This is a genomic window from Pseudomonas sp. PvP089, assembly GCF_017875165.1.
GTDB lineage: Bacteria > Pseudomonadota > Gammaproteobacteria > Pseudomonadales > Pseudomonadaceae > Aquipseudomonas > Aquipseudomonas fortuita.
The window spans coordinates 1,482,501-1,494,712 of record NZ_JAGGME010000001.1; the positions used below are offsets into that span (position 1 = coordinate 1,482,501).

The 12,212-nt window shown below is 60.6% G+C and carries 8 protein-coding genes and 2 rRNA genes (1 of these 10 only partly in view); all 10 read left to right on the top strand.

Going from position 1 to position 12,212, the window contains the following annotated elements; genetic code table 11:
• A 23S ribosomal RNA gene (locus J3A71_RS06775) occupies nt 1–1,762 on the top strand (it extends 1,130 nt beyond the left edge of the window).
• Nucleotides 1,763–1,896: 134 nt separating this feature from the next.
• A 5S ribosomal RNA gene (gene rrf, locus J3A71_RS06780) occupies nt 1,897–2,012 on the top strand.
• A 353-nt stretch (nt 2,013–2,365) separates the two neighbouring features.
• Entirely contained in the window at nt 2,366–4,009 is a 1,644-nt protein-coding gene (locus J3A71_RS06785) for an acetolactate synthase large subunit (RefSeq protein ID WP_023049034.1), read from the top strand.
• A 654-nt stretch (nt 4,010–4,663) separates the two neighbouring features.
• Nucleotides 4,664–5,560 carry a nitrilase family protein gene (locus J3A71_RS06790; protein ID WP_096426680.1) on the top strand — a complete coding sequence of 299 codons (897 nt, stop codon included), beginning with the start codon at nt 4,664–4,666 and terminating at the stop codon, nt 5,558–5,560.
• Between the two features lie 10 nt (nt 5,561–5,570).
• The gene (locus tag J3A71_RS06795; protein WP_102667822.1) at nt 5,571–6,725 is read left to right on the top strand and encodes a hypothetical protein; all 1,155 of its coding nucleotides are present in this window, start codon (nt 5,571–5,573) and stop codon (nt 6,723–6,725) included.
• Entirely contained in the window at nt 6,722–7,711 is a 990-nt protein-coding gene (locus J3A71_RS06800; RefSeq protein ID WP_096426678.1) for an asparaginase, read from the top strand. The genes J3A71_RS06795 and J3A71_RS06800 overlap by 4 nt, the downstream gene beginning before the upstream one ends.
• A gap of 91 nt (nt 7,712–7,802) precedes the next feature.
• Nucleotides 7,803–8,354, top strand: a complete 552-nt coding sequence (locus tag J3A71_RS06805) for a UPF0149 family protein (RefSeq protein ID WP_016488699.1) — start codon at nt 7,803–7,805, stop codon at nt 8,352–8,354.
• A gap of 166 nt (nt 8,355–8,520) precedes the next feature.
• Nucleotides 8,521–9,150 (top strand): glutathione S-transferase, encoded by a 630-nt coding sequence (locus J3A71_RS06810; protein WP_016488698.1) that lies wholly within the window; start codon nt 8,521–8,523, stop codon nt 9,148–9,150.
• Nucleotides 9,151–9,177: 27 nt separating this feature from the next.
• Nucleotides 9,178–11,214 (top strand): pyridoxamine 5'-phosphate oxidase family protein, encoded by a 2,037-nt coding sequence (locus J3A71_RS06815; RefSeq protein WP_096426677.1) that lies wholly within the window; start codon nt 9,178–9,180, stop codon nt 11,212–11,214.
• An 88-nt stretch (nt 11,215–11,302) separates the two neighbouring features.
• A complete protein-coding gene (locus tag J3A71_RS06820; protein WP_049275914.1) occupies nt 11,303–12,199 on the top strand; it encodes a LysR family transcriptional regulator in 897 nt (298 codons plus the stop codon).
• Nucleotides 12,200–12,212: the final 13 nt, after the last annotated feature.

Below are 12,212 nucleotides of genomic sequence, written 5' to 3' on the forward strand. Positions count from 1 at the left end.
TCAAACCATGCACCGAAGCTACGGGTATCACCTTTTGGTGATGCGGTAGAGGAGCGTTCTGTAAGCCTGTGAAGGTGAGTTGAGAAGCTTGCTGGAGGTATCAGAAGTGCGAATGCTGACATGAGTAACGACAATGCGAGTGAAAAACTCGCACGCCGAAAGACCAAGGTTTCCTGCGCAACGTTAATCGACGCAGGGTTAGTCGGTCCCTAAGGCGAGGCTGAAAAGCGTAGTCGATGGAAAACAGGTTAATATTCCTGTACTTCCAGTTATTGCGATGGAGGGACGGAGAAGGTTAGGCCAGCCTGGCGTTGGTTGTCCAGGTTTAAGGTGGTAGGCTGGAATCTTAGGCAAATCCGGGATTTCAAGGCCGAGAGCTGATGACGAGTTGCCTTTAGGCGACGAAGTGGTTGATACCATGCTTCCAAGAAAAGCTCCTAAGCTTCAGATAACTGGGAACCGTACCCCAAACCGACACAGGTGGTTAGGTAGAGAATACCAAGGCGCTTGAGAGAACTCGGGTGAAGGAACTAGGCAAAATGGCACCGTAACTTCGGGAGAAGGTGCGCCGGCGAGGGTCAAGGACTTGCTCCGTAAGCCCATGCCGGTCGAAGATACCAGGCCGCTGCGACTGTTTATTAAAAACACAGCACTCTGCAAACACGAAAGTGGACGTATAGGGTGTGACGCCTGCCCGGTGCCGGAAGGTTAATTGATGGGGTTAGCGCAAGCGAAGCTCTTGATCGAAGCCCCGGTAAACGGCGGCCGTAACTATAACGGTCCTAAGGTAGCGAAATTCCTTGTCGGGTAAGTTCCGACCTGCACGAATGGCGTAACGATGGCGGCGCTGTCTCCACCCGAGACTCAGTGAAATTGAAATCGCTGTGAAGATGCAGTGTATCCGCGGCTAGACGGAAAGACCCCGTGAACCTTTACTATAGCTTTGCACTGGACTTTGAATTTGCTTGTGTAGGATAGGTGGGAGGCTTTGAAGTGGGGACGCCAGTTCTCATGGAGCCATCCTTGAAATACCACCCTGGCAACTTTGAGGTTCTAACTCAGGTCCGTTATCCGGATCGAGGACAGTGTATGGTGGGTAGTTTGACTGGGGCGGTCTCCTCCCAAAGAGTAACGGAGGAGTACGAAGGTGCGCTCAGACCGGTCGGAAATCGGTCGTAGAGTATAAAGGCAAAAGCGCGCTTGACTGCGAGACAAACACGTCGAGCAGGTACGAAAGTAGGTCTTAGTGATCCGGTGGTTCTGTATGGAAGGGCCATCGCTCAACGGATAAAAGGTACTCCGGGGATAACAGGCTGATACCGCCCAAGAGTTCATATCGACGGCGGTGTTTGGCACCTCGATGTCGGCTCATCACATCCTGGGGCTGAAGCCGGTCCCAAGGGTATGGCTGTTCGCCATTTAAAGTGGTACGCGAGCTGGGTTTAGAACGTCGTGAGACAGTTCGGTCCCTATCTGCCGTGGACGTTTGAGATTTGAGAGGGGCTGCTCCTAGTACGAGAGGACCGGAGTGGACGAACCTCTGGTGTTCCGGTTGTCACGCCAGTGGCATTGCCGGGTAGCTATGTTCGGAAGAGATAACCGCTGAAAGCATCTAAGCGGGAAACTTGCCTCAAGATGAGATCTCACTGGGATCTTGAATCCCCTAAAGGGCCGTCGAAGACTACGACGTTGATAGGTTGGGTGTGTAAGCGCTGTGAGGCGTTGAGCTAACCAATACTAATTGCCCGTGAGGCTTGACCATATAACACCCAAGCAATTTGCTGACGCAGATTGCGGTGGTGAAGATGATACGAACCGAAAGTTCGCAACAAACCACAAACATCACATATCCGAATTCGCTGGGCTGTCCATCTGGACATTCTGGCTACAGAATTTCTTGACGACCATAGAGCATTGGAACCACCTGATCCCATCCCGAACTCAGCAGTGAAACGATGCATCGCCGATGGTAGTGTGGGGTTTCCCCATGTGAGAGTAGGTCATCGTCAAGATTCATTTCGCAAAACCCCTATCTGCGCATGCAGGTAGGGGTTTTGTCTTTGTGGGCAAAAAATTCAGCCCAGCTCGAATCCCTGTGGGAGCGGGCTTGCCCCGCGAACACGGGCGAAGCCCGTGCCATTCACCTCGCTGCTTGTTTCGCGGGCACGCCCGCTCCCACAGCGACCGCGTATGCTTTCATAGTCGCTGCGACAATATTGCAGTCACATTAACGTGACTTTCCCGTACCAACCCTACGTCAAGACTTTGATTCAGGGCACTCCTGCCCCTGAACCTGGTGATGCCAGCGCACCGTGCTGCGCATTTCCGGACTTCCACCGTCCCATCACTTGAGGTAGCAAGCAAGATGGCCAAGGCCGCCGATGTCGTTGTGCAATGCCTGGAAAACGAAGGTGTCGAGTATGTGTTCGGCATTCCCGGTGAGGAAAACCTCGACCTGCTCGAATCCCTGCGCAAGTCGAAGATCAAGCTGGTACTGACCCGCCACGAGCAGTCTGCAGGCTTCATGGCTGCCACCTACGGCCGCCTGACCGGCAAGACCGGCGTCAGCCTGTCCACCCTCGGCCCCGGCGCCACCAACCTGGTCACCGCCAGCGCCTACGCCTACCTGGGCGGCATGCCGATGATGATGATCACCGGCCAGAAGCCGATCAAGAAGTCCAAGCAGGGCCGCTTCCAGATCATTGACGTGTGCGGCATGATGGACCCCATCACCAAGTACACCCACCAGTTCGCCTCGGCCGACAACATCCCGGCCCGCATGCGTGAAGCCTTCCGCCTGGCCGAAGAAGAAAAGCCGGGTGCGGTACACCTGGAACTGCCGGAAGACATCGCCGCCGAGCAGACCGACGCACTGCCGATCCCGCGTAGCCTGCACCGCCGCCCGCTGGCCGAACACAAGGCTGTCGAAGCGGCGGTGGAGAAATTGCAGAACGCCCGTAACCCGATCCTGGTGATCGGCGCCGGTGCCAACCGCAAGATGACCGCCAAGGTCCTCAAACAGCTGATCGACAAGACCGGTATCCCGTTCATCACCACCCAGATGGGTAAAGGCGTGGTCGACGAGCGCCACCCGCGCTTCCTGGGCAACGCTGCGCTGTCGTCGGGTGACTTTGTTCACCGCGCCGTCGAAGCCGCCGACCTGATCATCAACATCGGCCACGACGTGATCGAAAAGCCGCCGTTCTTCATGGTCCGTGGTGGTACCGAAGTCATCCACATCAACTTCCGCTCCGCCGAAGTCGATGCCGTGTACTTCCCGCAGGTCGAAGTGATTGGTGACATCGCCAACGCCGTGTGGCAGATCAGCGAAGCGCTGAACGACACGTCGCACTGGGACTTCACCCGCCTGCTGGCCATCCGTGAAGCCAACGAAGCGCAGATCGCCGAAGGGGCTGACGACAACCGCTTCCCGGTCTACCCGCAGCGCCTGGTGGCCGACATCCGTCGTGTACTGCCGTCCGAAGGCATCGTTGCCCTGGACAACGGCATCTACAAGATCTGGTTCGCCCGTAACTACAAGGCGCACAAGCCGAACACGGTGCTGCTGGACAACGCCCTGGCGACCATGGGCGCCGGCCTGCCATCGGCCATGGCGGCACACCTGGTGCACCCTGACCGCCCGGTGATCTCGGTGTGCGGGGACGGCGGCTTCATGATGAACAGCCAGGAACTGGAAACCGCAGTCCGCCTGGGCATGCACATCACCGTGGTGATCCTGCGTGACGATGGCTACGGCATGATCCGCTGGAAGCAGGCCAACATGGGCTTCACCGATTTTGGCCTGGACTACGGCAACCCGGACTTCGTCAAATACGCCGAAGCCTACGGTGCCAACGGTCACCGCGTGGAAAGTGCCGAAGGCCTGCTGCCACTGCTGGAACACTGCATCAAGACCCCGGGCGTGCACGTGATCGACTGCCCGGTCGATTACAGCGAGAACGACCGCATCCTCAACAGCGAGCTGCGTGAGCGTGCGCTGGCGGTGTAAGGCATAACGCCCGCATCGTAACTTCAAGCTGGCATCCACATGAGCCTTGCGGTTCTGTGGGTGTTGGCGGGTGGTGCATAACCACCCCTGAACTGATCTCGCAATTGGTCATTCTCAGGTTCTTCAACTCATGGAGAACACCAGAACATCACAGTTGGTTCTATAAGATTGCAGGGGATTGCCGTTTCAAGGACCTGCCTATCTGGGGCTTGCGGCCCTGGACGAAAGCTTCTTGTATCTGGACGTCGGCATGGGAGGGATCTCGCTTTATGACCACCTTCTGAAAAGAGCTGACGGGCTGCTGACAGATACGTCCGTGTGCGCGGTGCAGAGGCTGGAAAATGGCCGGGTCAGGGTCGGATATCGCCTTCTCAGTTGACGCCGGGTGGATCGAGCCGTGTTTGCGCACGGCAATTGATACGGTCATCAACCTCTGCAACAACACTTCAGCGCAATTCAATGGTGGCTTTACCCTTAAGCACTACCCACATTATCAGGTTGGGAAATAGCGGCGTACGGGGCATTTTGTAGGGGGAGTCCTACTGCGATCATGCGATTGCCCTACGGTCCCATAGGACCCTCCTGACTGTCCCTCCCAAGCCCAACATCGCTTTACTGGTGTCCTTCCAAAACAACCACAAAAAGGAAGCCGCCATGTCTGAGTCCTGTTCCCCCGTCAGCCCTGTACGTATCGCTGTCATCCAGTACGACCCCCAGGTCGGTCTTGAGCATTGTGAGCGCAACTTGGGTAATGGTCTGGCACTGGCCCGGCGCGCAGCACGCGAAGGCGCCAACCTGATAGTGCTGCCTGAGCTGGCCAATACCGGCTACACCTTCAACTCCCGCGCCGAAGCCTATGCCCATGCACAGACGCTGCAGGACGGCCCCAGTCTGAAAGCCTGGGCAGACTTCGCCAGGGAATACCAGGTTTACCTGGCCGCAGGTTTTTCCGAGCGCGACGGGCTGAAGCTCTACGACAGCGCCGTACTGTTTGGCCCTGAAGGCCGGCTCGGGCACTACCGTAAGGCGCACCTCTGGAACCAGGAAAAACTTTGGTTCACCCCCGGCGATCTGGGGTTCCCGGTATTCGAGACGCCGATTGGCCGTATCGGCCTGCTGATATGCTGGGACATATGGTTCCCGGAAGTCCCGCGTCTGATGGCGGGGCAAGGCGCCGACATCATCTGCAGCCTCAACAACTGGGTATGGACCCCGCCACCCTTGTTCGATAAAGCAGGGCGCTGCATGGCCTCGTACCTGACCATGACCGCAGCGCATGTCAACAACGTTTATATCGCCGCCGCGAACCGTGTCGGGAGCGAGCGGGGCGGGCGCTTCCTGGGGGGCTCGCTGATCGCCGGTACCAATGGCTGGCCGATCGGCGAAGTGGGCAGTGCAGAGGCCGAAGAAATTCTCTATGCCGATGTAGATCTGAGCAGTGCACGCTCGGCGCCGATCTGGAACAACCTCAACGACCTGCCGCGGGACCGGCGTATCGACCTCTACGATGCCAATCTTGGTTACCGCTTGCACGCGCCAATGCCACGTTGAGGAGTCGCAAATGAACACGCTACTCTTCTCAGGACAGCAGCGTTGGCCTGTGTTGATTTTTGCCTGTCTGCTGCTGGCGCTCGTTGCGAGCCTTGCCCATGGGCAATGGCCGGATTATGCAGTAATGGTGGCGACGCTCGATCAGCCCCTGAGCCGCTTGCGCTGGATCGTCGGTGATATCAGTGAGGTGGCATTCTACAAGCATGAGCTGCCCGCACTGGGCCTGCTGCTGGGCGCTTGCCTGGCGCACTGGGCCCACGTGCGAGGGTACCGCTGGCAGGGCTTTGCGATTTGCTATGGCAGCGGGTTATGGCCATGGGTGTTCACCAGTTCGTTCCTGGGCTTGCTGCTCAGCCACGCGTTGTGGGGGTGGACCTTGGCCAGTGGCAACTGGCAACCCACCTTCGTCGCCTTCGTGTCATTGCCGGCGGCCATGGTGATGCTGTTTGGTGCGGGCTGGCGGGTGACGATCACGGGGGCGGTACTGGGGGCTCTACTGGTCACACCGGCCAGCCTGCTGATAGTCAACTACCTGTGCTATCCCCTGCAATTGCCAGTGGTAGTTGGCAACGTGAGTGGCATGGCAGTGGCAAGTGTCGTGGCTTTCATCCTGTGCAAGCGCTTCCCTTCATGGGTACGCCAATGCCGTGAACCCACCCCAGTGGAACCGGTCGTCAACAAGCCAGACTACGGTGTGGTCTGGACGCTGCGGCGCGGGCTGGCCGATTTCAGCGAAGCGCCTTTTTTTGGCAATGAACTGGCCAGCCTCGGGCTGCTGCTGGGCGTGTTGCTGGCGTACCTGTTGGCCCCGGCTGCACCGTCATACGGTTCGATGCTGGTGATGCAGATAGTGGCTGGGCAGGCCCTGGCATCGCTGGTTGGGGTCGTAACCTGGCGAGGCCAGTGGCAAGCCCGCGGGTGGTACCCTACTTACATTCCGATCGTATCGGTCGTCCCGGCCGCATTGCTGACGCATGGCGGCGGCTGGCAAGTGGCGATGGCCAGCGCGGTGCTGGGTGCGCTGGTGGCTCCGCCGCTGGCGGTGGCGATCACGCAGCGCTTGCCTGCTTATGTGCATGGCTACATCGGAAACGTGGTATCGATGGCCATCAGCACCTTGGGGATCGTACCTCTGGTTGGGTTACTTGTGGGGGGAGAAGCATGAGTGAACATTCGAGCCTGCCCAGGCTGTCGATCGCCAGCCTGGGGGGCACAGTCAGTATGCAGGCGGGGGCTGTTGGGTGTGGTGTAACGCCAAGCCTCGACTGCGAGCAGCAATTGCTTAAAGTCCCCCAGTTGCGCGAGATGGCGCAGTTGAACGTAGCTTCACTGTGCCTGGTCCCGAGTGCATCGCTGGCCTTCGCGACGTTGCTGCAAGTGCGGGCATGGGCCCGGTGCGAGGTGGAGCGCGGAGCCCAGGCTGTGGTAGTGAGTCAAGGGACCGACACCCTTGAGGAAACGGCCTATTTTCTGGATCTGCTCTGGCCGTTCGATGCGCCATTGGTGATGACCGGTGCCATGCGCTCGGCCAGCCAGCCGGGCAACGATGGCCCGGCCAACCTGTTGGCTGCGGCTCAGGTTGCATTGGCACCGGGCAGCTGCGGGCGAGGTGTGCTTGTGGTGATGAATGACCAGGTCCACTGCGCGGCAAGGGTTCGCAAGACCGCCAGCATGGCGATAGCGGCATTCGAATCGCCGGGGTGTGGCCCATTGGGCGAAGTGGTGGAGGGGGCTGTGCTGTATCACCATGCGCCAGGACGCCGGGAAGTGCTGCCGTTACCGCATCGCACCGACCAGCGCGTTGCCCTGCTGGAAGCCTGCCTGGACGCAGACACGGCGCTGCTGCACGCGGTGGCCACATCGGGTTATGAAGGCTTGGTCATCGCCGGCTTCGGCGCTGGGCATGTCAGCGCGAGTTGGTCCGATGTGCTGGAACACGTGGCGCCCACCTTGCCGGTAGTGGTGGCCACACGCACAGGTAATGGGCCAACCGCCCGGGCAACCTATGGATTTGCCGGTGCAGAGATCGATCTGCAGAAAAAAGGCGTGCACATGGCCGGGCAACTCTGCCCGCGCAAGTGCCGCATCTTGCTGTGGCTGCTGATCGGCACCGACCGGCGACATGAGCTGCAGGACTGGTTGCACGCCTGACCGATCTGCCCGCGCCATGTATCACGCGGGCAGCCCTTGCGGCCTTGCTGTGCTAGGGTGCACACACTTTTGCTTCCCAGGATTCTGACCCATGCTCCCCGTACTCAGCGAAAAAGAACTCGACCGTCTCGAAGACCTGTTGATCACCTACGGCAACGACTATTCCGTGCTGAACCTGGCCGAGCTCAATGGCTTTTTCACAGCACTGGCCAGCTCGCCGGTGACCGTTTTCCCCGAGCAATGGCTGCCCGCAGTGGCCGGTGGCAAGGTACCGAAGTTCAAGAAGCCAGCGCACGAGGAAGCGTACACCGCGTTGATGTTGCGCTATGCCAATCAGGTGAATGAGGAACTGTCTGACAACGTCGACCATTTCGAGCCGCTGTTCGAGGAAACCGAGGGCGAGGCAGGCACGGTGATCGTTCTGGAGGAGTGGTGCTTCGGCTATATGCGCGGCACCCAGGTTGCCGGTTGGGGCGAGTTGCCGCCAGAGCAGGACCCATTGCTCAAGGCCATTTCCCTGCATGGGCTTGAAGATAACTTCGAGCTGCTAGACCAGATGAGCGAAGCCGATATCCAGGACTGTGTTCCGCAGGTGGTCGAGGCTGCACGTGGATTGTTCCGGCATTTCAAGAAGTTGCACTGACCTGATGTTTGTTTGCTAGCGCTGGCCTGCCCGTACTTGCGCAGAGGAAACCATTATTCCGCCCCGCGAAATTATGGTTTCCCTTGCGCGCTGATTCTGCTGCCAGCCGATCCAGTGCAGCATAGGCTCCACCAGCCCATCCCGGTGCTGACCAGGAGCAAAACCCATGTCGAACCCGATCAAGCTCTACAACTTCCCCAAGTCTGGCCATGCCCACCGCATCGAATTGATGCTCTCGCTGCTCAACCTGCCCACCGAGCTGGTGTTCGTCGACTTGGCCAAAGGCGCGCACAAGCAGCCGGATTTTCTGGCCCTCAACCCGTTCGGCCAAGTCCCGGTCATCGATGACAACGGCACGGTGATCGCCGATTCCAATGCCATCCTCGTCTACCTGGCCAAAAAGTACGACAACGGCACCTGGTTGCCCGAAGAACCCGCTGCCGCCGCCCGTGTGCAGCGCTGGTTGTCGGTGGCTGCCGGCCCGCTGGCCTTTGGCCCCGCTGCTGCGCGCCTGGTGACCGTGTTCGGCGCTGCGTTCAACACCGACGAAGTCATTGCCCGTGCCCATACCCTGCTCAAGGTGATCGACGCCGAGCTGGCCAAGGCGCCATTCCTGGCGGGCAGCACGCCCACCATCGCCGACATCGCCAACTACTCGTACATCGCCCACGCCCCCGAAGGCAACGTGTCGCTGGAGCCCTATGCCAACGTGCGCAGTTGGCTGGCACGGATCGAGTCGCTGCCGGGCTTCGTGCCCATGCCACGTACTGTGATCGGGCTGCAGACCAGCGCCTGATACCTCCCCTTCGAGAGGAACGCCACCATGCAACAGCCCCCGGACCACCGCCCCTCGCCCTGGCATGCGGGCGAGAAAACCCTGCAGGAAAAGGCCGGTGTAGCAGAGCGCATGGAGGCGTTCGGGCAAAAGGTCATTCGTGACTACATGCCCGACCAGCACCGTAGTTTCTATCACCAGTTGCCGTTCATGGTCGCCGCCAGTGTGGACGCCTTGGGTCGGCCTTGGGCCACCCTGCTGGAAGGGCCGGAAGGGTTCGTCAGTTCGCCCGACCCTCGCGTGCTGACGATCGACACCACGCTGCCAGCAGATGACCCCGCCACGCCGGGGCTGGTAGCCGGGCAGGCGGTCGGCCTGCTGGGTATCGAACTGCACACCCGTCGGCGCAATCGCATCAACGGGCAGATCCGCCAGGCTGCCGAAGGGCAACTGCAGGTGAGGGTGGAGCAGTCGTTCGGCAACTGCCCGCAGTACATCCAGTTGCGTGACTACACCCGTGTCGCCGAGCCCGCCCAGGCGCGTGTCGATGCGACAACGCTGGACGCCAAAAGCGTCAGCATGATCCAGGCCGCCGACACGTTCTTTGTCGCCAGCTATGTCGAGCAGGGTGACAGCCAGCGCTCTGTGGATGTCTCTCACCGTGGCGGCCGGCCAGGGTTCGTCAAGGTCGAGGGTAATCGGCTGATCATTCCCGACTACGCGGGCAACCTGCACTTCAACACCTTGGGCAACTTGTTGGTGAACCCGCGGGCCGGCTTGCTGTTCATCGACTTCAGCAACGGCAACGTGCTGCAGCTGTGCGGGCGTGCCGAGGTGCTGCTGGACAGCCCGGCCATCCAGGCCTTCGAAGGTGCCGAGCGGCTGTGGACGCTGGAAGTGGAGCAGGTAGTGTGGCGCCCGGCGGCGGTTTCCCTGCGTTGGGCGTTCAAGGAGTACGCACCGACCAGCCTGATGACGGGCACCTGGGCCGAGGCAGATGCACGCCTGCAGCAACGCCAGCGACAGCGTCAATGGCAGGCCTGGCGTGTGCTGCGGGTGGAGCAGGAGAGCCGCGATATCCGCTCGTTCTACCTTGAGCCGCCGAGTGATAGCAGTGTGGCCTTTGCGCCAGGGCAACACATTCCGGTGCACGTGCAGATCGACGGTGAGGCCGCGATGATCCGGACCTACAGCTTGTCGAGCGCACCGTCCGATGGCTACCTGCGTATCAGCGTAAAAGCGCAGGGGCCCGCCTCTCGGCACCTGCATGAGCGCGTCAAGCCAGGTGATGTGCTGGATGTGCGCGCGCCTATGGGCAGTTTCACACTGGATGAGCAGAGTACGCGCCCGCTTGTGCTGATTGGCGCGGGTGTGGGGATCACGCCGTTGCTGGCCATGCTGCGTGAGCAATTGCGCAAAGGTCATGCACGGCGAATTCATTTGTTCCATGGTGCTCGCAGCCTCGCCGACTTGCCATTCGGGCGGGAACTGGCGGGCCTGCGCCAACAGGCTGGGGGCTTGCTGCACGTTCATCGCGCCCTGAGTCAGCCAGAAGACCATGCCGTGGTCGGGCAGGATTATGAGTTTGTCGGCCGGCTGGGTATCGAGCAGGTCAAGGCGACGCTGGCGCTGGACGACTACGATTTCTACCTGTGCGGCCCGGGCAGTTTCACTCAGGACCTGTATGAAGGGCTGCGTTCGGTGCATGTGCCCGATGCGCGCATTCACGCTGAAGCCTTTGGGCCGTCGACGCTGCGGCGGCACACGGATGCAGGCCAACCTACCTTGCAACAGCCGCCCTCGGCAAGCGAGCCAGTACCCGTGTACTTCGCAGCGTCGGCCAAGGAAGCGCGATGGGTACCGGGCAGCGGCACCCTGCTGGAGCTGGCCGAGGCACGGGGGCTTGCGCCCGAGTTCAGTTGCCGGGGTGGGTCGTGCGGTACCTGCAAGACCAGGCTGGTAAGCGGCCAGGTGCATTATCCGAACCCGCCGGCAGAGCTGCCGGGGGCGGGATCGGTGCTGATCTGTTGTGCGGTGCCGGCGCAGGTGGAGGAGGGGGTACAGGCGCTGGTGCTGGATATCTGATATGCCTGTCCTGGCCTCATCGCCGGCAGGCAGCACAGAACAGCCGAATATCCGATAATCCCGGCACCCCAAATATTCAGGAGCCCGCATGGACCAGATCCACCTGATGAAGGTGTTCGTCGCGGTAGGTGAGCTGGAAAGCTTCGCCGCTGCCGCCCGGCGCCTGGACATTTCCCCGGCCGCCGTCACCCGCGCCGTCAGTGCCCTGGAAGACCAGCTTGGGGTCAAGTTGCTGCTGCGCACTACCCGTAGTGTGCGGTTGACCGAAGCTGGCGGCCGCTACCTGGAGGACACCCGGCATATTCTGGCCAGTATCCATGAGGCCAACGAAGCGGCCGCCGGCATTAACGCCACCCCCAAAGGCGACCTGGCAGTAACCGCCCCGATTCTGTTCGGCAAGAAGTTTGTCATGCCGTGTATCGTCCGCTACCTGCAGCAGTACCCGGACGTCGATGTTTCTGCCTACTTCCTCGACCGCGTGGTGAACATGGTCGAGGAGGGCATGGACGTGGCCGTGCGCATCGGCCCATTGCCCGACTCCGGGTTGAAGGCGTTGCGGGTCGGCAGGGTACGGCGCATGTTGTGTGCGTCCCCCGACTACCTGGCGCGCCATGGCGTGCCGAAGCATCCCTCCGACCTGGCCGGGCATGCCGTGATCGGCACCACCAACCTGTCGCCCCGTGCCGGCTGGCGCTTTGGCGTGACTGAAGAGCCAACCCTGGTGCGCATGAAGCCGCGCCTGACGGTGACCAGCAATGACGGGGCGATCGCTGCCGCCAGCGGCGGGCTGGGGATTGCCCGCCTGTTGTCGTACCAGGTGGCAGATGAGCTGGCCAGTGGGCAGTTGCAGGTGATCCTGGCGGAGTACGAGGAGGCGCCCTGGCCGATTCATGTGTTGCATCGCGAGAGCAAGTACGGCTCTGCCAAGGTCAGGGCCTTCATCGACATGCTAGCGCAGGCGCTGCGGGCCCAACAGCTGGACTGAGATCGTACAACAC

Bases quoted from the DNA above. Each gene is read 5' to 3' on its own strand.
- J3A71_RS06785 (WP_023049034.1), top strand. From the start codon at position 2,366: ATGGCCAAGGCCGCCGATGTCGTTGTGCAATGCCTGGAAAACGAAGGT.
- J3A71_RS06805 (WP_016488699.1), top strand. From the start codon at position 7,803: ATGCTCCCCGTACTCAGCGAAAAAGAACTCGACCGTCTCGAAGACCTG.
- J3A71_RS06790 (WP_096426680.1), top strand. From the start codon at position 4,664: ATGTCTGAGTCCTGTTCCCCCGTCAGCCCTGTACGTATCGCTGTCATC.
- J3A71_RS06795 (WP_102667822.1), top strand. From the start codon at position 5,571: ATGAACACGCTACTCTTCTCAGGACAGCAGCGTTGGCCTGTGTTGATT.
- J3A71_RS06800 (WP_096426678.1), top strand. From the start codon at position 6,722: ATGAGTGAACATTCGAGCCTGCCCAGGCTGTCGATCGCCAGCCTGGGG.
- J3A71_RS06820 (WP_049275914.1), top strand. From the start codon at position 11,303: ATGGACCAGATCCACCTGATGAAGGTGTTCGTCGCGGTAGGTGAGCTG.
- J3A71_RS06810 (WP_016488698.1), top strand. From the start codon at position 8,521: ATGTCGAACCCGATCAAGCTCTACAACTTCCCCAAGTCTGGCCATGCC.
- J3A71_RS06815 (WP_096426677.1), top strand. From the start codon at position 9,178: ATGCAACAGCCCCCGGACCACCGCCCCTCGCCCTGGCATGCGGGCGAG.